Annotated in this window: 17 protein-coding genes; 9 read left to right on the top strand and 8 right to left on the bottom strand. The window is 71.5% G+C overall.

Annotation, left to right across the window (positions count from 1 at the left end; all coding sequences use genetic code 11):
* Positions 1 to 42: 42 nt before the first annotated feature.
* Positions 43 to 402 carry a hypothetical protein gene (locus K8638_RS32685; protein ID WP_223758599.1) on the bottom strand — a complete coding sequence of 120 codons (360 nt, stop codon included), beginning with the start codon at positions 400 to 402 and terminating at the stop codon, positions 43 to 45.
* A gap of 255 nt (positions 403 to 657) precedes the next feature.
* Between K8638_RS32685 and rplU the strand changes: the two genes are divergently transcribed.
* The 7 genes from rplU (at position 658) to K8638_RS32650 (ending at position 7,330) form a co-directional block, all read left to right on the top strand.
* Positions 658 to 966: a 50S ribosomal protein L21 gene (rplU, locus tag K8638_RS32680; protein ID WP_169345125.1), complete on the top strand. Its 309-nt coding sequence runs from the start codon at positions 658 to 660 to the stop codon at positions 964 to 966.
* A 39-nt stretch (positions 967 to 1,005) separates the two neighbouring features.
* Entirely contained in the window at positions 1,006 to 1,278 is a 273-nt protein-coding gene (gene rpmA / locus K8638_RS32675) for a 50S ribosomal protein L27 (protein ID WP_223758598.1), read from the top strand.
* Between the two features lie 125 nt (positions 1,279 to 1,403).
* Positions 1,404 to 2,813: a GTPase ObgE gene (gene obgE, locus K8638_RS32670; RefSeq protein WP_223758597.1), complete on the top strand. Its 1,410-nt coding sequence runs from the start codon at positions 1,404 to 1,406 to the stop codon at positions 2,811 to 2,813.
* A 4-nt stretch (positions 2,814 to 2,817) separates the two neighbouring features.
* A complete protein-coding gene (locus tag K8638_RS32665; RefSeq protein WP_223758596.1) occupies positions 2,818 to 3,495 on the top strand; it encodes an RNA methyltransferase in 678 nt (225 codons plus the stop codon).
* A 78-nt stretch (positions 3,496 to 3,573) separates the two neighbouring features.
* On the top strand, positions 3,574 to 4,452 hold the full coding sequence (locus K8638_RS32660; RefSeq protein WP_223758595.1) for an outer membrane lipoprotein carrier protein LolA: 879 nt from the start codon (positions 3,574 to 3,576) through the stop codon (positions 4,450 to 4,452).
* Positions 4,453 to 4,462: 10 nt separating this feature from the next.
* Entirely contained in the window at positions 4,463 to 6,097 is a 1,635-nt protein-coding gene (locus K8638_RS32655; protein ID WP_223758594.1) for a hypothetical protein, read from the top strand.
* Positions 6,098 to 6,361: 264 nt separating this feature from the next.
* Complete coding sequence (locus K8638_RS32650) at positions 6,362 to 7,330, top strand: hypothetical protein (RefSeq protein WP_223758593.1); 969 nt, start codon at positions 6,362 to 6,364, stop codon at positions 7,328 to 7,330.
* 147 nt (positions 7,331 to 7,477) lie between these two features.
* On the opposite strand, the gene rimO is transcribed toward K8638_RS32650, so the two are convergent.
* From rimO to K8638_RS32620, 6 genes are all read right to left on the bottom strand, one after another.
* Complete coding sequence (rimO, locus tag K8638_RS32645) at positions 7,478 to 8,875, bottom strand: 30S ribosomal protein S12 methylthiotransferase RimO (RefSeq protein ID WP_225937789.1); 1,398 nt, start codon at positions 8,873 to 8,875, stop codon at positions 7,478 to 7,480.
* A gap of 32 nt (positions 8,876 to 8,907) precedes the next feature.
* On the bottom strand, positions 8,908 to 10,008 hold the full coding sequence (locus tag K8638_RS32640; protein WP_223758591.1) for a CBM9 family sugar-binding protein: 1,101 nt from the start codon (positions 10,006 to 10,008) through the stop codon (positions 8,908 to 8,910).
* Positions 10,009 to 10,018: 10 nt separating this feature from the next.
* On the bottom strand, positions 10,019 to 10,516 hold the full coding sequence (locus tag K8638_RS32635) for a YajQ family cyclic di-GMP-binding protein (protein ID WP_223758590.1): 498 nt from the start codon (positions 10,514 to 10,516) through the stop codon (positions 10,019 to 10,021).
* Positions 10,517 to 10,540: 24 nt separating this feature from the next.
* Positions 10,541 to 12,181, bottom strand: a complete 1,641-nt coding sequence (locus K8638_RS32630; RefSeq protein WP_223758589.1) for a ribonuclease J — start codon at positions 12,179 to 12,181, stop codon at positions 10,541 to 10,543.
* Positions 12,182 to 12,281: 100 nt separating this feature from the next.
* Positions 12,282 to 12,743: a hypothetical protein gene (locus K8638_RS32625; RefSeq protein WP_223758588.1), complete on the bottom strand. Its 462-nt coding sequence runs from the start codon at positions 12,741 to 12,743 to the stop codon at positions 12,282 to 12,284.
* 140 nt (positions 12,744 to 12,883) lie between these two features.
* Complete coding sequence (locus tag K8638_RS32620; protein ID WP_223758587.1) at positions 12,884 to 16,456, bottom strand: serine/threonine-protein kinase; 3,573 nt, start codon at positions 16,454 to 16,456, stop codon at positions 12,884 to 12,886.
* Positions 16,457 to 16,598: 142 nt separating this feature from the next.
* Between K8638_RS32620 and K8638_RS32615 the strand changes: the two genes are divergently transcribed.
* Entirely contained in the window at positions 16,599 to 17,492 is an 894-nt protein-coding gene (locus K8638_RS32615) for a MaoC/PaaZ C-terminal domain-containing protein (protein WP_223758586.1), read from the top strand.
* A gap of 37 nt (positions 17,493 to 17,529) precedes the next feature.
* Here K8638_RS32615 and K8638_RS32610 read toward each other — a convergent pair whose 3' ends face one another.
* The gene (locus tag K8638_RS32610) at positions 17,530 to 18,744 is read right to left on the bottom strand and encodes a polysaccharide deacetylase family protein (protein WP_223758585.1); all 1,215 of its coding nucleotides are present in this window, start codon (positions 18,742 to 18,744) and stop codon (positions 17,530 to 17,532) included.
* Between the two features lie 217 nt (positions 18,745 to 18,961).
* Between K8638_RS32610 and K8638_RS32605 the strand changes: the two genes are divergently transcribed.
* On the top strand, positions 18,962 to 19,534 hold the full coding sequence (locus K8638_RS32605; RefSeq protein ID WP_223758584.1) for a hypothetical protein: 573 nt from the start codon (positions 18,962 to 18,964) through the stop codon (positions 19,532 to 19,534).
* The last annotated feature ends 234 nt before the right edge of the window (positions 19,535 to 19,768 follow it).

Below are 19,768 nucleotides of genomic sequence, written 5' to 3'. Positions count from 1 at the left end.
AGGGAGCCGGGCCCCGAGTGCCTTCACGCGTGAGTGGAAGGACTACTCCGCCCTGCAGGCGTCGCTGATGCCCGACAGACCGGCGGTGCAGGCCTCGAACTTCACACCCCAGGCCTCCTCCTCGCTCTCCTTGCACTCCGGCAGGTCGGCGATGCAGTCGTAGGCCTCGCTCAGCTTGTCCTGGTCGGAGTCAGGGCAGTCGTCGAGGTTGTCCTTGCACTCGTCGACCTGCGAGTCGGTGGGCTTGAACTGCCGGAGGATGGCGTTCGACGTCGGGCAGTCCTCGGTCTTCTCGATCGCGGACTCGAAGGCGTCCTGAGCGTCGTCGCACACGTCGCCGCCGCAGCCGGTGCCAAAGACGAGAGACGTCGCGGCCACCAGGCTGAACACGAGCTTCTTCATTGTGGATTCCCCCTCGAAAGAGGTTGGTTGGGCGGTTCGCACTCTAGCGACCGCAAGCCCGCGTTCCAGTTAACACCGGCTCAAGGAGTGAGTAAACCACCCCCCGTGTGCGGGCTGATCCGTCATCCGCCTTGACTCCCCAGGGCATCTCCCGTAAATCCCGCCGCCTTTGGCGCGATTGGATGGTGGACCCGTCCGAAATGCGCGGTCGATTCCAAGGGTTGACCCAACCCAAGAGCTGACAGGGGTTAGACGATGTACGCAGTCATTCGCACGGGCGGGAAGCAGTACCGCGTCGCCGAGGGCGACGTCCTCCGGATCGAGAAGATCGCCGGCGACGTCGGTGCCGAGGTGACCTTCACGGACGTCCTCATGCTGGGCGGCACGGACAGCCCCAAGGTGGGCAAGCCGACCGTTTCTGGCGCTCGCGTGGTGGGCAAGGTCCTGGCCCAGGACAAGCACCGCCGCGTCCTCCACTTCCGCAAGGAGAAGGAGGGCTGGACGCGCCGCCGCGGTCACCGTCAGCCGTACACCGAGGTGAAGGTCACCTCCATCGCCGGCTAGTCCGGACGGTTTCCCCTCAAACTTCAGGAGCAAGGTGTCATGGCCCATAAAAAGGGACAGGGTTCTTCGCGCAACGGGCGCGATTCCAACCCGCAGTATCGTGGTGTGAAGGTGTACGGCGGTGAGACGGTGTCGGCCGGCAGCATCCTCGTGCGCCAGCTCGGCACGGTCATCCACGCCGGCGCCAACGTGAAGCTCGGTCGCGACTACACCCTCTACTCGGTGGTGGACGGCGTGGTGAAGTACGAGCGCCTGGGCCGCGACAAGAAGAAGGTCTCGGTCTACCCGGCCGCCGCGCAGCCGACCGCCTGACGGCCCGCCGGCCTTCAAGGCCGGCAGCCGTGTGGCACCACGAGCGGGTCGCATCTCCAGTCCACGCGCCCTTTTCGGCGGCGGGACGCGAGGGCGGCCCGCTCTGCGTTTTTCCAGGAGTCCTTATGAAGTTCGTCGACGAGGTCCGCATTTTCGTGAAGGCGGGGGATGGCGGCAACGGCGCCGTGTCCTTCCGGCGGGAGAAGTACATCGAGCGCGGCGGCCCCAACGGGGGTGACGGCGGCGACGGTGGCTCCGTCATCTTCGTGGCGGATCCGCAGCTCACCACGCTGCTCGACTACCGCTACCAGCAGCACCACCGGGCCAGGAATGGCGAGCACGGCATGGGCAGTGACTGCAACGGCCGCGCCGCCGAGGACATGATCCTCAAGGTGCCCGTGGGCACGCTGGTGAAGGACGCCAACACCGAAGAGCTGCTGGTGGACCTGAGCGAGCCCGGCCAGCAGTGGGTGGCGGCGAAGGGGGGCCGGGGCGGCCTGGGCAACATGAACTTCGCCACGTCCACGCGGCAGACGCCGCGCTTCGCGCAGGACGGGACGAAGGGCGAGGAGCGGACGCTGCGGCTGGAGCTGAAGCTGCTGGCGGACGTGGGCCTGCTGGGCTTCCCCAACGCGGGCAAGAGCACCTTCATCTCCCGCGTGAGCCGGGCGCGGCCGAAGATCGCCGACTACCCGTTCACCACGCTGGTGCCCAACCTGGGCATGGTCCAGTACAAGGACGGCCTGTCCTTCGTGATGGCGGACATCCCCGGCATCATCGAGGGCGCCAGCGAGGGCGTGGGCCTGGGCCACCAGTTCCTGCGCCACGTGGAGCGCTGCAAGGTGCTCATCCACCTCATCGACATGGGGGCGGAGGGCGAGGGCCGCGAGCCGCTGAACGACTTCGACGTGCTCAACACGGAGCTGGCGAAGTACAGCGAGGAGCTGGCGTCCAAGCCCCAGGTGGTGGCGGCCAACAAGCAGGACCTGCCGGACGCGCAGGCGAAGCTGGGCGCCTTCACCGAGGCCCTGCGCGAGCGCGGCATCCGCGTCTATCCCGTGTCCTGCGCCACCGGCGAGGGCATGCAGGCGCTGATGGACTCGGTGGCGGAGGTGCTCTTCACCGGCCGCACGGAGAAGCTGCACGTGGAGCCGCCCGTGAAGGCCGCTCCGGCGCGCAAGAGCGCGGGGGCTGGCGCGAAGGAGGCTCCGGCGCGCAAGAGCGCGGGCAAGGCGGCCGCGAAGAAAGCTCCGGCGCGCGAGGCCACGGCGAAGAAGGGCGCGGCCCGGAAGGCTCCGGCGAAGGCTCCGGCGCGCAAGCCCGCGGCGAAGAAGGCTCCGGCGCGCAAGGCGGCGGGCGCGGGCAGGGCGGCGGCGGCCAAGAAGGCCCCGGCGCGCAAGCCCGCGGCGAAGAAGGTCACCGCGCGGAAGGCTCCGGCGAAGCGCGGGGCGGTGGCGAAGAAGCGGCCGGCCGTGAAGCAGGTGCGGGCGGCGAAGAAGGCTCCGGCGCGCAAGCCCGGCGGCAGGAGGTCCTGAGGCGATGTCCGGCGGCGGTGCTCGCTACGAGCGCTACGAGAAGGAACAGTTCGAGCCGGAGCAGTTCCTGCTCGACGTGCGCAAGGAGAAGATCGACCGCGTCGTGAGCCAGCGCACGCGCAACTTCACGGTCGTCCTGGACCGGCTGGAGGACAGCTTCAACATGGCCGCGGTGCTGCGCACCTGCGAGTCCTTCGGCGTCCAGGAGGTGCACGTCGTCATCAACCCGGAGGCCCCCTTCCTGCCCAACTCGAGGGTGGCCCAGGGCTGTGACAAGTGGCTGGACGTGAAGCTGTACAAGTCCTTCGCCGAGTGCCGGGAGCACCTGAAGTCGCGCGGCTTCTCCCTGTACGCCTCCGCCATCCGCGAGGGGGCCACCAGCCTCTACACGCTGCGCTTCGACACGAAGATGGCGCTCATCTTCGGCAACGAGCGGTACGGCGTGAGCGAGGAGGTGCTGGCGGGCGTGGACGGCACCTTCTGGGTGCCCATGCGCGGCTTCAGCCAGAGCCTGAACATCTCCGCCGCCGCCTCGGCCTGCATCAGCCGGGCGGTCGCCTGGCGGGACGAGCACCTGGGGAGCTCGGGGGATTTGTCTCCCGAGGAGGCCCAGGCGCTCCGCGAGCGCTTCTACGTGCTGGCCATCAAACAGAGGAAGCGACTCTTCAAGCCGCGCCCATGAATGCAGGGCCCCCAGCCCCCGTCGGTATGGAGTAGATGGACGCTGCGGGCCCACATGGCCCGCCTGGAGACGCACGCCATGTTCCTGGAAACCCTGCTCGCCACGCTCCTGTCCGCGCCCGCTGTCCCGGCGCCCTCCGCCGACCCGGTGAAGCCCGTCCTGGTGGCGCAGGCCACGCCCGCCGCGAAGCCCGCGGGTGAGGCCGCCAAGGCGCCCGAGGCGGGCAAGCCCGCGACACCGCCCGCCGCGACGCCCGCGCCCGCCACCGGGGCCGGCACGCCGGCGGCCCCTTCGCAGGGCAAGGCCGCCGAGGCGACGCCCGCGCAGGGGGCGGCCCCGGCCGCGAAGCCGGCGCCGATGGCGCCGGAGGTGAAGTCGCTGGTGGACCGGATGCAGGCCTTCTACGAGAAGACGGGCGACTTCCGGGCGAGCTTCCGGCAGGACTACAAGTACAAGACCTTCCGGCGCACGCAGACGTCCGAGGGCACCGTCATCTACAAGAAGCCGGGCCTGATGCGCTGGGAGTACCAGAAGCCCTCCGCGCGCACGTTCGTGCTGGCCGGCAACAAGGTGTACGCGCACGACCCGGCCGCGCAGACCCTCACGGTGGGCAGCGTGGACACGAGCCAGCTCTCCGCATCGGTGACGTTCCTCTTCGGCCAGGGGAAGCTGGCGGACGAGTTCTCCATCACCAAGGGCACGTGCAAGGACTGCAAGGGCACGCTGCTGGTGCTGGACCCGCTGAAGCCCGAGCCCCGCTTCCGCCAGGTGCGCCTGGAGGTGGACCCGTCCACGGCCCAGGTGCTCAAGAGCACCGTGGTGGACCCGGACGGCAGCGAGAACGCCATCTCCTTCCTGAACCTGAAGACGAACGTGGGCATCTCCGCGGACAGCTTCAAGCTGGACGTGCCGGACGACACCCGCGTGGACGACTTCACGAAGGCGAAGAAGCAGTAACCTCCAGGACGTGCGCGGCGCGTTCCTTCTGGTGGCGGGGATGATGATGGCCGGGGCCGGGTGCCATCGCGGCACGGCCTCCGGCCCCTCGCGTCCCCAGGGCTTCGAGGGGCGGACGCTGCCGCTGCTGGCCTCGCCCGCGCTGCGTCTCACCGTGGCGGGACGGCTGGGCACCCGGGCCGTGCCGGTGGTGCTGGACGTGGCGAGGCCCCTGTCGCTCGTGTCCAAGGGCTGCTTCGAGGGCGGGCTCCCGGTGCCGGAGGGCACCGTGCGCGCGCCGGAGCCCGCGGGCGGCTTCCGGAGCTGGCCGGTGGTGCCGCTGCCCGGTTTCTCCGTGGGGCCGGTGGCGTCCCCGGTCCGCACCGCGGGCCTGTCCGGCGAGCGGACCTGCGCGGTGACGCTGGGTGCGGACGTGCTGGAGCCCTACGCGCTCACCGTGGACCCACTACGCCGCGAGGTGACCTTCTCCGCGTCCCGCCCGCGCGAGGCCTACGCCGCGGAAGCGGAGGCCTCGGACGCCGCTCGCGAGGTGTACGTGGTGGAGCTCAGCCGCGAGCCGCTGGGCGACTGGCCCCTGCTGGCCGCGCGGGTGCGGCAGGGCGAGGCGGAGCTCACGGGGCCGTTCGTCCTCGGCTCTCGCGAGCCGTTCTCCCGGCTGGCCCTGGGCCCCGCCGAGGCACAAGGCCTGGAGCCGCTGGAGACGGCGGCGAACCTGCCGCCGCGCACCTTCGTGGTGGACGCGGTGGAGGTGGCCGAAGGCGTGGGGGCCCGCCCACTGGTGGTGGAGGCCGCGGGACGCTGGGACTCACCGAGCAGCCTGGGGCGCCTGGGGCCGGATGTATGGGGACGCTTCACCGCCACGCTGGACGCGAAGGGCGGGGCGCTGGTGCTGCGCAGGCCCCGGGTGGGGCCCGTGGCGGCGGCTCCAGCTTCAGCGCGGGATTCATCTCCGGCCGCGTCTCGGTCTCCAGCTTCGGGGCAGGCCCCCGCGGCCGCCCCGGTGCCGTCCTCATCTCCGGCTCCAGCGACCGCTCCGGGCCCGACTCCGGCTCCGATTTCGCCGTCATCTCAGGCCGAGGACCAGGCTCCAGGGACCGTCCCTGTCCCATCCCCGTCTCCGCACCAGGGACTGGCCGAGCGCCAGCAGTGCGCGGGGCCCGGTGGCGCCTTCAGCGAGGAGGCCTGCTACGGCCTGCACGTGCGGCGCGAGCCGGACGGGAGCGTCTCCGTCAGCGGCGCCGTGTACCGCGACCTGCCCGAGGGCGGGCGGCTGCACCTGGAGCCAGTGGGCGCGGACGGCCAGCGGCTGGAGACGGGGTGTGGCGTGGGGCTGAGCTTCCCCGCCACCAGCCGGGGACTGACGACCCAGCACCGGCTCCCGTGGGCCTCGCTTGCCCAGTCGCTACCCGCCTGCCATGGGGCGCTGTCCGCCGCGGCCGGCTTCAAGCTCGCCCTGTTCGAGGAGGGCCGCCAGCCCGAGTGCCCCGCGGCCTGCGCCTTCGTCACCGAGTCGGCCTCGCGCCGCACCGTGTGCGAGTGCCAGCCTACGCCGCTGGGGGAGGGCGTGGCGCTGCCGTCGCGTACATCGCCCTCACGCGCGCCTCCGCCCGAGGAGCGCGAGCTGGAGCCCGAGGATCCGAAGTAGGCGAGCCCTCTCCCGAGCCGCTCGAGCTGGAGCCAGGAACCCGAAGCAGGCAAGCCCCTTTTCCACGTCGTCCAAGCGGGAGCCCCTGGAGCCCGAGTCGAGGTGGCTCCGAGCCGTGTCGCCACGCGGTGCCGCCCGTGCTCCGGGCGGGGAGGCGGCCCGTCGCTCCGAAGTCAGGCCCACCGCGTCTCACGCGCGTTACCTGGACAGTTGGCGCCCCCTGCGTTCTGCTCCGGCCTCCACGTCCTACCTGCATCGTCCCGTATGCGACCGCCTCCGACCGAGTTCGACCGTCAGTACACCGAGCAGCGCCACGCCATCGACCTGGCCCGCCAATACCTGGAGAAGGAGGGCTTCACGCGGATGCAGCGTGTGCTCGCGAAGGACGTGGAGCGCGGGAAGCTGCCCGCCGGCGAGGCCGCGGGCGCCGTCCGCTACGCGCTGCTCGCCGTCGTCGAGCGCGTCGCCGCGCGCGTGGGCTACACGCGCTACGTCGAGCTCATGAAGGACCAGGAGATGGCGGAGGCGATGCGCTTCGCCCTGGAGGACATCAGCGAGCGGCGCGGCATCAACACGCCCGAGGCCCGCGAGCAGTTGCGCCAGTCCACCTTCCAGACGGTCCTCCGGCACTGGCACCTCGTCGCCCACGAGCAGCGCGGCCGGCAGCGCTACGAGGTGACGGCGGACCTTGCCCGGCGCTTCCTGAGGGAGACCCCGCCCACGCTGCCCTGTGACGGGCTGAAGCTGCCCGTGGACTCGCTGGTGCTGGTGGTGCCCGAGGAGGTCGGCCTCGTGGGCCGGCTGCCCGGCGGCGGCCTGGCGCCCATCACCGAAATCTACGCGGTGGAGTCTCCCGCGCCTGAGGGGCGCTACTGGTTCCTGTGGCTCTGTCTGCGCGAGCCCTCGGGCACCGCGGCGTTCTCCCTCGTCAACGTGTACCTCGGGCAGGGGAGGACGCTGGGGGAGGCCATCCTCCTGACCCGCAACGAGGGCGGCCCCGGACAGGACCCGGGCTGGGAGAACGCCTGCGTGCTCCTGGCGGGCGCCGCGCACTACCTCGCGTCGGGCGGCACCGCGCGCCAGGACTGGTACGACGAGACGGCGCGCGAGCTGCACGAGAAGCTGGCCGCGCTGCCGAAGGGGATGCAGGCGGAGCGGGAGAGGCTGCGCGAGCGGCTGCACGCCGTCAGCCCGGGTCGCCGCATCATCCTGGAGGACGCTCCGTCGAGCTGAGGGCGGCGCTCCACTCCCCGGGCCTCGCGGCACGACGCTGACGGCCCGGGTGTCGTGGCGGGCTACGCTGTCTCGCCACTCAGGCGTCAGGCCCGGTGCCCCCGGGCCGCGCTTCACACCTCACGCGGCTCCAGGGAGGCGTGACGGCTACTCCGCGTGTGTCGCCGTGCGCGGCTTCGTGCCCAGGGACACGGGCGCGGGGTGCGCGTCGCGAGCGGTGTGCTGGCGCTGCTTCGGGTCCGGGCGCTCCACCACGCGGGCGACCAGGTCGTAGTCGTGGGCCTCCGTCACCTCCACGGTGACAATCTCCCCCGGGTACGCCAGCCCGTCGTTGATGTAGACCATTCCGTCGATGTCCGGCGCCTGGCCCTCGTGACGGCCCACCAGCAGGTGCTCGGTCTCCGGCGCGGGGCCCTCCACCAGCACCTCCAGCCGCTTGCCCACGAGCTTCTTGTTCTGCTCGCGGTTGATGCGCTTCTGGATGGCCATCACCTCGCGCCAGCGGCGCTCGATGAGCTTCTGCGGCACCTTGTCCGGCAGGTCGTACGCCGCCGTGCCCTCTTCGTCCGAGTACTGGAACACGCCCAGCCGCTCGAAGCGCTGCTCCTTCACGAACTCCTTCAGCAGCTCGAAGTCCTCTTCCGTCTCGCCCGGCAGGCCGACGATGAGCGAGGTGCGCATCACCAGCCCCGGCACGCGCTCGCGCAGCTTCTTCAAGAGGCCCTTGAGGAACTCCGAGTTGCGGCCGCGCTTCATGGACAGCAGCAGCTTGTCGCTGACGTGCTGCACCGGCATGTCCAGGTACTTGGCGATCTTCGGCTCCGTCGCCATGACCTCGATGAGCTCGTCCGGGAAGACGCGCGGGTAGGCGTAGTGCAGGCGAATCCAGCGCACGTCCACCTGGACCAGGGCCTTGAGCAGCTCGTGCAGCTTCGGCTTGCCCGGCAAATCATGCCCGTACGCGGTGAGGTCCTGCGCGACGAGGTTCAGCTCCTGCACGCCGCTCTCCGCCAGCCGCTTCGCCTCGGTGACGATGTCGTCGATGGGGCGCGAGCGCTGCCCGCCGCGCAGCGTGGGGATGATGCAGAAGGCGCACGCGTTGTCGCAGCCCTCGGACACCTTGAGGTACGCCGTGTACTTCGGCATCGAGTTGACGCGCGGCGTGTTGGCGTCGTGGATGTAGTCGGGGTCCGGAATCACCTGACGCGGCGACGCCTCGGCGGCCAGCAGGTCGCCAATCTGGGCGTAGGCGCTGGTGCCCAGGAAGTGGTCGACCTCCGGCATCTCCTTCGCCAGCTCCTGGCCGTAGCGCTGGGACAGGCAGCCCGTCACCACCAGCGTCTTGCAGGCGCCGGACTTCTTCAGCTCGGCCATCTCCAGGATGGAGTCCACCGACTCCTGCTTCGCCGGACCGATGAAGGCGCACGTGTTGACGACGATGACCTGGGCGTCCGCGGGCTCCTGCACCAGCTTGTAGCCGCGGTGCTGCAACGTGCCCAGCATCACCTCGGAGTCCACCCGGTTCTTCGGGCAGCCGAGGGTCATCATGTACAGGCTCTTGGTGTCTTCCACTGCGTCTACCGCTTTCCGAGTTCGGTTCGCTCGAAGTGGTCTCCACTCCAGGCGAAGTTCATGGTCGCGCCGTTCGAGTAACCGATGGTCAGCGCTCCCTCTTCATCCAGCTCCATCGAAGCGGCCCGCCCCAGCGCGCACGTGGCGGCCGGCCACTCGAGCACCCGCCGCGCCGTCTTCCCCGTCACCAGGTACAACCCCAGCCGCAGCTCGCTTTCGGCGTCACACCGACCCGCGACGGCATAGGGATTCTTCCCCGTGAGCACCGTGACGACCGGGCGCCCGTCCGGCAGGCTGAGGGTGTCCGGCACCTCCACGCCCGCCCTGGCCGCATCCAGCGCGCCCGGCGCCACCAGGGCGCGCAGCGAGGCGGGCGTCAGGGCCGCGTCCCCCTCGGCCCAGGCCGGGTAGCTGAGCAGGTCCCACCCCAGCCAGCCGTCCTTCGCCGCCTCCAGCGCGGTGACGGCCTCCGGCGGCTTCAGCTTCAGGGCCTTGCGCGCGTCGTCCGGCAGCCGGAGCGCCTCGCCCTCCATGGCGCCGCTCCGGCAGTTGGAGACGGGCACCGCCTTGCCGCCCGCGCCGTCCGCGTCCTCATAGGTGATGCACAGGTCCATCACCAGCGGGTCCGTCGCGGGGAAGCGGGGGAAGGCGCGCACGGGGAAGGCCGCCATCAGCACCAGCGTGTTGCCCCGGCGCTCCACGGCCGCGTCCACCTTCTCCTGGGCGAACGGGGGCGTGCCGCTGTCCGCGCCCGACGGCCGCTTGCCGTCGAAGGCGAAGCGCCACGTGTAGCCGGTGGCGGTGGGGCCCGCGCCGGGGAAGAAGAGGGACACGGTGAGCAGGTCGGTGGCCCCGAGCTGGTCGTCCGTGGCCTCCACGCCCACGAAGAGGGTGTCCTTGCGGAAGCCGGCCTTGGCGGTGAAGGACGCGCTGGCGCCCGGCGTGGCCGTGGGCTTGAGCACCAGCGGCGAGGCGAGGCCCTTGAGGCCCCCCTGGAACTTCGGCGCCTTGCTCAGCACCGGCACCGCCCGCGCGGGGCGTTCCTCCTGGGCGGAGGCCACGGCCGGAGCGCAGAGCATCAGGAAGAGGGGCAGGGCGGCGCGCATGGTGCGTCTACTAATCGCGGAAGTTGGTGAACTGCATGTCCAGCTTCAGCCGGTCCTGCTCCTTGCGGAACAGGGCGATGGCGGCCTGCAGGTCGTCCTTGTTCTTCCCGGTGATGCGGAGCTGGTCCGCCTGGATGGAGCCCTGCACCTTCAGCTTCGAGTCCTTGAGCAGCTTCACCAGCTCCTTGGACTTCTCCACGGGGATGCCCTGCTGGAGCTTGATGACCTGCTTCACGTTGTGCAGGCCGGTCTTCTCGATGTCGCCGTACTCCAGCGCGTGGAGGCTGATGCCGCGCTTGGCCAGCTTCGCCAGCAGCACTTCCTTGGCGGTCTGGACGCGGTCCTCGCTGTTGGCCTTCACGGTGATGAAGGTGCTGTCCGGGGCCAGCACCACGTCCGCCTGACTCCCCTGGAAGTCATACCGGGTGCTGATCTCCTTCTTGGTCTGGTTGACCGCGTTGTCGAGCTCAGCGAGATCGATTTTCGAGACGACGTCGAAGGATGGCATGGGCAGGGGCGGCCCTTACCACACCTACACCCGGACGACCATGGGCACCACCAGGGGGCGCCGGGAGGTGTACAGCCTGAAGGCGCGCCGCACCGCCCGGGTGAGCTCTTCTCGCACCAGGGCGTCATCCCCCCGGAGCTGGGGTGACAGTTCCTCGAATATGGAACGGGCCTCCTGGGCCACGCGGGGCAGCAGCACCTGTTCGTCCAGATTCAGACCCTGGCCGGACAGCTGCGGCCCGGCCACCAGCTTCTGGTTGTCGCGCTGGAGGACCACCACCGCGGCCACCATGCCCGTCTCGGACAGCTTCACACGCTCCTGGAGGGTGTCCGGCGTCACCACCCCGCTGCCGTAGCGGTCCTTGAAGATGCGGCCCGCCGGCACGCTGCCGCTGAAGCGGCCATGGCCGTGCTCGAAGCTCACCACGTCCCCGTCCTGGGCCAGCAGGCACTGGGCGGGCTCCAGGCCGGCCTCGCGGGCGGTGGCGAGGTGGCGGTGCAGGTGCCGGCCCTCGCCGTGGACGGGGATGAAGTGGCGCGGGCGCACCAGGTCCAGCACCCGCCGCTGCTGTGGCCGGCTGGCATGTCCGGAGACGTGGACGCCCGGCTCGAGCTGCGCGTAGGCCACGCGCGCGCCGCGCCACTGGAGCTGGTCGATGAGGGCGCCCACGGAGCGCTCGTTGCCGGGGATGGGACGCGAGCTGAGCACCACCAGGTCTCCGGGGTCCAACCGCACCGGCCCTTCACCCGAGGCGAGCTGCGACAGCCCCGCGCGCGGCTCGCCCTGCGCGCCGGTGGTGAGCACCAGCACGCGGTGTCCGGGGAGCTGCGCCACCGTGTCCAGGTGGATGAAGAGCGAGTCGGGCACGTCCAGGTAGCCCAGCTCGCGCGCCATCTCCACGTTGCGAATCATGCTGCGGCCCTGGAGGGCCACCTTGCGCCCCAGCCGCTCGCACAGCGACAGGAGGTGCCGCACGCGGTGGAGGTTGGAGGAGAAGAGGGCCACGACGATGCGGCCGGTGGCGCCCCGGAAGAGACGCTCGAAGGTCTCCTCCACCACGCGCTCGCTGCCCGTCTCCTCCGTCAGCTCGGAGTTGGTGGAGTCCGACAGGAGGCACAGCACGCCCTCCTCGCCGGCCTCGCCCCAGCGCTCCAGGTCCGTGCGCAGCCCGTCGATGGGGTCCGGGTCCAGCTTGAAGTCCCCGGTGTGGATGACGGTGCCCTCGGGCGTGCGGACGATGAAGCCCACCGCGTCCGGCACCGTGTGGGTGACGCGGCTGGCCTCCACCTTGAAGTGGCTGCCGACGTGGAAGGGCTCGCGCGGCTCGATTTCGCGCAGGTCCGCCTCCAGTCCCAGCTCGTTGAGCCGGTGGCGGGCCATGGCCAGCGTGAAGCGCGTGCCGTAGACGGGGACCGGCACCTCGTTGAGCAGGTAGGGAAGCGCGCCCAGGTGGTCCTCGTGGCCGTGGGTGAGGAGCACGCCCTTGAGCTGCGCGGCGTTCTGCTTCAGGTGGGTGAAGTCCGGGATGATGATGTCCACGCCGGGCATCCCCTCCGTGGGGAACATCAACCCGGCATCGATGAGCAGCATCTCCCCGCGACAGGCGATGACCAGGGAGTTGAGGCCGATTTCTCCCAGGCCACCCAGGGGAATGACGTGAAGCATTTGACGGAAGTCTAAGGACTCCTTCCGTCACGCGCGCCGGAAAGTTGCACGGGCCTCGGGCAGCGGGCCGGGCCCCGCCCGGTTGCCCGGGCCCCGCGGGCTAGTTGATGCGGATGGGGACGCCCTTGCCGCGTGGCCCCTCTTCACAGATGGCCCGGCAGACGCGGTCCAGCAACTTTCCGAGGGGCCGGAAGACGTGGGGCAGGCTGAGCCAGGGCTTCAGCCGCGTGCCGCACCAGGGCTTCAGCGCAGAGCCGTGCCACGGCTCGAGCCGGAGCGGGCGCTGGGGCAGGCCGGCGTCCGCGGAGCAGATGCGGATGGGGATGCCGGCACCGTGCCCGACGGGCTGCGAGAACTTGTCGAGCCCCCGGGGCGGGCGCTGGGGACCGGCCTGCATGGGCCACCGAGGCGTCTGGGGCTTCAGGTCCTTCAGCACGCGCCCCAGCAGCCGGAGCTGTGGGAAGAGGGCCCGGAAGACGGGCGTCCGCGCGGAGGCCGGAGACAGCGAGAAGGCGGGACGCGAGGCGGCGGCGGGGGCGGCGTTGCTGGAAGGGATGCGCACGGCGAACTCCGGTCGGGTGGGACACAACCCGCGTGGAACCACACACCCGGGTTATCGGCCCCAGGGCCTCCGGAATTGCTTGAGAAGTCGCGGATGCGGCGCGTCAGGGGTCCAGGTCCGGAGCGACCCGGCGCGTGGACTCAGCGGCGCCGGCGCTTGAGGCCCTGGAGCCACTCCCGGAGGTGGGTGGCCTCGGTGGAGAAGGTTGCGGCGTCGGAGCCGTAGAAGGTCAGGGCCTGGGTGGCCAGGGCCCGGGCACGGGGGCCGTCCTGGACGACCAGGGCGCGGGCGAGGGCGAAGCGGGTCTCCGCCAGCTCTTCACCGGGGCCGGGGTGGGCGGTGCGGAGGGAGAGCGCGCGCTCCAGCGCGGCGCGGGCCTCGCGCGTCTTGCGCAGCTCCAGCAGGGCCTGGCCCAGCGTGGTGAGCGGGGTCGCCAGGTCCGGGTGGTCCTTCTGGAAGGTCTCGTAGGCGTCCACGCTCCGGCGGGCGAAGTCCACGGCATCACGTGGCTTCCCCTCGCGCAGGGCGAGCTCACCGAGGGCGGCCAGGTCGGTGGCCGTCTCCGGGTGGGTGGGGCCGTAGGCCTTCAAGTCCAGGGCCAGGGCGCGCTCGCGCAGGGGGCGGGCCTCGGTGTAGCGGCCGAGGGACTCCAGCGCGTCGGCGAGGTTGTTGAGCGGGTAGCTCAGCGTGGCGCTGTCGGGGCCCAGCGCCTGTTCCTCCAGGGTGATGGCCCGCCTCAGGAAGGGCATGCCCTCCTCGAAGCGGCGGCTGGCCACCAGGTGGTAGCCCACCGCGTTCGCGGCCATGGCCGTCTGCGGGTGGTCCGGGCCCATGACTCGCTCGGTGGTCTCCAGCACGCGGCGCAGGAGGCTCGCGGCGTGCTCCGTTTCCGGCGTGCGTGACAGGGCGGCGGCCTGGTTCCGGAGTGACTCCAGGGTGAGCAGGTGCTCGGCGCCCAGTTCCTTCTCGCGCAAGGTGGCGGAGCGGCCGAAGGCCTCGGCGGCCTGGGCATACTGGCCCCGGAGGAAGGCGTTGCGGCCGAGGCTCGTCTGGAGCAGGGCCTCCAGCTCCGCGGCCCCACCGGCGCGCTCGATGGAGGCGCGCGCCTGCGCCACGCTCCACTCCGCCAGGGAGGCCTCGGAAGAGACGGTGGTGACCAGGCGCGCGGCGGCGCGGGCGGCGAGCTGGTCATGGCGCAGGGCCTGCGCCGTGAAGAGGGACTCGCGCAGCGCGGCCCGGGCGCGGGCCTCGTCGCCCGTCACCAGCCCGAGCCGGCCCTCCAGCTCCAGCGCCTCCGCGAGCACCGGCCGGAAGCCGGGGGCGCGCGACTGCTCCAGCGCGGCCTTCAGCTCCTCCCGGGCCTGGGAGTAGCGGCCCGCGTCCACCAGCGCGGTGGCGCGGTCCACCCGGGCGCGCAGGGACTCCATGCGCGCCTGCTGCTCGGGGGACTCGGGCAGGCCGCGCCGCAGCGCCTCCACGTTCGCGCACGCGGCGACGGAGGGCAGGCGCTGGGCCGCGTCCAGCGAGGCGTCGAGCGACTCCGCGTCCGTCTGGGCGAGCACGCCCGTCAGCGCGTCGAGGGCGGAGCGGCGCCGGTCCAGGCAGGCCATGCGCAGCGACAGCACCTCGTCGGACTGGTGGCCGCGCACGCGGGTGGCCTCGCACGCCTCGCGGTGCATGCCGGTCCACTCGCGCGCGAAGCCGTCGAGCGCCGCCGCGACGCGGGTGAAGGCCGCCGCCGCGTGGGGCTTGCCGGTGGCGGTGAAGGCCTTCTGGATGTCCACCTTGCGCTGGGCGTCCCAGATGCCGGCCAGCCGGGCCTCGCTGCCACGGCATGGCGCCTGGCGGCGGTTGCCGGCCCACCACGTGAGGCCCACCGCGCTGGTGAGCAGCAGCGCCGCGGCGGCCACGGCCCCGCGACGGCGCCACGCCGCGGACGGGTCCCTGCCGAGCGCCTCCAGCAGCACCCCCATGGACGGGTAGCGCGCGTCGGGTGACGGAGACAGGCCCCGGGAGATGGCGCGGAACAGCCACGCGGGGACGCGGCTGCTCCGGGGCGGCGGGCGCACGCGGCCGGAGCGCGCCTCGCGCAGGTACTCGGGAGCGCGCTTGCCCTCGAAGGGGAGCTGTCCGTAGAGGGCCTCGTACAGCGAGGCGCAGAAGCTGAACTGGTCGCCGCGCGCGTCGGTGCGCCCGTCTTCATGCTGCTCGGGCGGCATGTACGCGGGCGTGCCCATGACGAGGCCGGCCTCGGTGAGGGGCGACTCCAGCAGGTCGTCCCCGGTGATGGCCACCCGTCCGGGCGTGGTGCGCCGGCCTGCTTCCGCGGCCTCCTGGTCCGCGGTGGTGCGGGCCAGTCCGAAGTCCGTCACCTGCGCGCGGCCGTCCTGGCTGACGAGCACGTTGGCGGGCTTGAAGTCGCGGTGGACGAGCCCGGCCGCGTGCGCCGCGGCGAGCCCCCTGCCGGCCTGGCGGAAGACCTCCAGCACCTCGCGCCAGGTGCGGTGCTCGGCGCGCAGCCAGTGGCGCAGCGACAGGCCCTCCACCAGCTCCATGGCGATGAAGACGCGCCCCGCGAAGGTGCCCACGTCGTGGATGGAGACCACGTTGGGGTGCGAGAGGCGGGCCATGGCCTGGGCCTCGCGAAGCAGGCGTGACGCGCCGTCCACGCGGGCCACCGTGTTGGCGTCCGGGTGCAGCAGCTTGATGGCCACGCGCCGGTGCAGCTCCGGGTCATACGCGCTGTAGACGACGCCCATGCCGCCCGAGCCGAGCTTGTCGAGGATGTGGTAGCGGCCCACCGTCGCGCGCCCGGACGGCTCCGATTCCTTGCGCGCGGGCGGTGATTCCGAGGCGCTGGACGCGGACGGCGGCGCCTGGGGCGCGGCACGCACGGGGGCCGGAGCGCGCACCTTGATGGAGTGGGGCGGGGCGGACGGCGAGGCGTGTGCGCTGATGGACACGGGGGGCCGTGGTGCGCTGGCACTCGGGAATGGCTTGGAGGCGAGGGCGCGCACGTCGGCGCTCTGCGGAGGCGCGGGCGGTGGGACCACCATCGTCACGGGCGGCGGCGGCGCGGGAGGCGGTGCGAGGGACGCTGGCGCGGGGAGCACGCGCGGTGCGGCGGGAGTGCCTGGGACGGAAGGCGCGGGCGGGAGCGCGGACGCGAGTGAGGCCCCCGAAACAGGTGGCGGAGTGACGAGCGTGGTGTGACCCGGCGCGGCCACGGGAGCGGACACGCCGGCTTCGGAGGCGGGTGTGGCGGACGAGGGTGATGCGGCGGGTGGCGAGGGTGGGGCGGAGACGACGGTGACGGGCTCGGGCCGCTCGGGTGGGGGACAAATCTCCGTGTCCCGCGCGGACGGCGCGGAGACGACGGTGGCGGGCTCGGGCCGCGTGGGCGGGGGAGCAATCACCGTGTCCGGCGCGGAGCCGGCCTCGGGGCTCGTTGCGTCCGCCCGGGCCGTGGAGGCGCGGGCCAGCACCACGGGCTCGGTGATGAGCTCATCGTCAGCGCTGTCCCGGGCAGTCACCTCCTCGAGCTCCGGAGCCGCGGTGAGCCGCAGAGAGGCGGCGCCAGGGGGCGTCACCCGGGCCAGGAGCGCCGCGCATTGACGGCAGCCCTCCGCATGGCGGCGCAGCCGGTTGGCGTCCACGGAGGGAAGCTGCCCGGCGGCGAGCTGGTGCGCGGTCTTTTCGTCGAAGCAGGACACGGCCGGGATGTTCTCCCACGCCGCGTGTTCGTGAGAAGGGGCCCCACCCATTCCACCCCTCCCGAGACTCTCTGCTTCCCGCCGGAGGCGGGGCGTGCTGCCATGCCGGCGCGTCCGAACGCCTCACGCCTGGAGCCCCCCCGTGTCCGTCTCTTCGCGCGTCCTCGAGTTCGCCTCGCCTCCGCCGCTCGCCAGGGAGTTGCTGCGTGCCGCCGTGGCCCGCCGCCCCGCGCGCCCTGGCGAGGTGCCCCGGCTGGAGGCGCGGCTGGGTCACTTCGCGCCGGACGCGCGCCAGCTCGCGCGCTACCGCGAGGTCTGTGGCTTTCCCGCCGATGGATACCTGCCATTGCCCTTCCCCCAGGTGCTCGTGGGGGCGCTGCACATCGCGCTGCTCAATCACCCCGAGTTCCCCTACCGGCTCCTCGGCATGATTCACGTGCGCAACCGCATCCACCAGCACCGCCGCCTGCCGGAGAGCACCCCGCTCTCCGTGCACGTATGGGTGGAGGGGCAGCGCGAGGCGCGGCAGGGACGCGAGCTGGACCTGCACACCCGGGTGGAGGTGGAGGGTACGCCCGTCTGGAGCGCCGTCACCACCATGCTCCGCCGCCTGCCTCGCGCCGACGAGCGCCCGCGCGAGGCGAAGCCGGCGAACGCCACGGCCGAGGCCGAGGAGGAGGCGCTCTTCGCCAGCAGCCGCCCCGCGACATGGTCCGTGCCCGAGGACACCGGCCGCCGTTACGCCAGGGCCTCCGGTGACTACAACCCCATCCACCTGTATGCGCTGACCGCGCGCGCCTTCGGCTTCCCACGCGCCATCGCGCACGGCATGTGGACGGTGGGCCGCTGCGTGGCGGAGATGGGCGAGGCGGCGGAGGCCCCCGAGCTCACGCTCACCTCGGAGTTCCGCCGCCCGCTGCTGCTGCCCTCGCGCGTGGTGTTCCAGACAGCGCGGCGGGACGGCGGCGTCGCCTATCGCGTGAGGGGCGAGGACGGCCAGCCCCACGTCCAGGGGGAGCTGACGCCCGGCGCCTGAGCCCCATTGCGCGGGGAGCCCGGGCGCACACGGCGGCTCAGCGCGGAATCAGGGTGATGTCATCCAGGTACACCGTGCCCTGGTCCGCGCCCGAGTCGTCCTGGAAGTACAGGTCCACCAGCGTGCCCGACGTCACGCCCAGGTTGGCGAGGGGAATGGTCACCTTCTGCCAGGTGCCCGCGGCGATGGGGCCGCCCAGCGCCGCGTCCAGTCCGATGCTTCCGAGCGTCTGGCCGCCGTCGTGAAGCACGAGCCGCACGGCCTGGCCTCCCGTGGTGCCGCCGTGCACCCACAGCTCGACGGACTGGTACAGGGACAGGTCCACGCCCGAGTGGTGGAACATGAGCCCCGCCCACCCGTCCGGCTCGAAGCTGATGGACGTGGAGCCCGCGTGCACCACGCCCGTCTCGCTGAGCGAGTGCGTCGCCCAGCTCCAATTGTCGAAGCCGCTCTCCAGGCCATCCACGTAGATGGGCAGGCCGGCCGCCGGGTCCGGGTCGGTACGCCCCTCCATCATCGCCGCGCCCTGGGCCAGGGTGACGGTCTGGATGCCGCGGGTCTGGATGTAGTCGAGGATGGCCGTGAAGTTGGACGTCCGGTACTGCGTGTCGCGCGTCGGCGTGCCGTCGACGAACTCGTGGAACACGAGGATGAGCCAGCTCTTCTCCGCGATGGCCTGGTCAATCCACCCGCGCACGGTGCTCACCGTCACCGCGCGGTGCACGTCGTTGGCGCGCAGCTCGTACATCAGCGTGTCGCGGAAGTTGCGGCCCGCATTCACCGTGCGGTTGCTGGCGTAGGACTGGCGGATGGCCGTGAGCACGTTGGCGTCATAGCGGCCGTAGGGCACGACGAAGTTCGGCACCGCGGGCAGGTTCAGGTTGCTCACCAGCCACGCCTGGGAGTCCTGCAGCTCGGAGGCGAGCTGGGTGGCGGACACCGTCGTCAGGTCCGGGTGCGTCGCCGTGTGGCTGGCGATGTCATTGCCCTCGGCCACGAGCGTCCGCACCTGGGCCGTCGTCATGTAGCCGCCCCAGCTCTGCGCGAGGGCGTTGCTGATGAGCGCGTACGTGGCGTCGATGTTGCGCGCATTGAGCGCCGGACGCGCCTTCGTGTACTGCGTGGCCCAGCCGTCATCCAGGGTGATGGTCACCATCCCCTGCTCGAACGGATTGGCCGCGGATGCGGGCACTGCCAGCGCCATCAGCAGCAGCGTGACAATCCCTCTCAGATTCTTAAACGACGTCGTCAAGGTGCACCCCCTCCAGACCTGACGCCACGTTCATGTGGCGTGGTGGGGGCGCGATAGCAGAGGTCAGGGATGCCGGGCAATCAAGCAGTCATGCGCGGGAACCCTGGCATGGAGGACGGGAGTGCGCCGGGGCCCGCCGGCGATGGCTGGGGATTCCGCATGGGACCGGTCGTGTTGGACAGGACTCCGGAAGCACGTGACGAAAGGGATACGCTGAATGAGGAAAATCGCCGCGCTCGCATGTCTGCTGGGTCTGCTGGGGGCCATCCCGGCCCACGCCGCCGAGAACAAGGACGTCTTCGGCAGGGAAATCCCCATCGGGGAGGGGCGGCCGACCGTCGTCCTGTACGCCAACAAGGGCACCCGCGACGAGCTGCGCCAGCACGTCTACGACTTCATCTACGACGTGCGGAAGGAGAAGCCCATCGTGGTGGTGCACGTGGACCTGCGGGACGTGCCCGGCCTCTTCAAGGGCATGGCGAAGGGGGAGATTCGCAAGAGCCACCAGGAGTCGCTCGACCTCATGCGAGACGTGTTCCGCCAGCACGGCGAGGCGCCCCCGCCGGAGCTGGAGACGTCGCTCTTCATGGTCGCGGACTCCAAGGGTGAGCCGCACGAGTCCATGGGCCTGCAGAAGGGTTTCAAGCAGGTCGTCGCCAAGGTGCTCGACCCTGCCGGAGCGGAACTGGCGCGCGGACCCTTCCCGCAAAGCGCCCGTCAGTTCGTCCGAGCGATGGTCTCAGGCCCTCGCCAGAGCCCACCAACCAGGGTGGCTGGCATGAGCCGCTGACACAATTTGTCACCGGCATGTGCCATGTGACGGATTTCGCCGCTATGCGCTGCCACGAATGGGCTGTCGTCTTTCGGGACCCACCCTTCGTGCATGCGGTCCGAAGCACGCCTGTGAGTCATACCCGGTGCGTGCTTCTCTGACTTTCAGTCTGCCTGCTAGGAGCTTAAGCGTGCGTCCGCAGTGAGGGCCCGCCGCTGTCGGCGTGCCCAGAAGGACGCCGCAGCGGGAGAC

Origin of the sequence: Myxococcus sp. RHSTA-1-4, assembly GCF_020037125.1 — a bacterium.
Taxonomy (GTDB): domain Bacteria; phylum Myxococcota; class Myxococcia; order Myxococcales; family Myxococcaceae; genus Myxococcus.
Note: the sequence above shows the minus strand (reverse complement) of the source record. Positions and strands in the feature narration are given on the sequence as shown.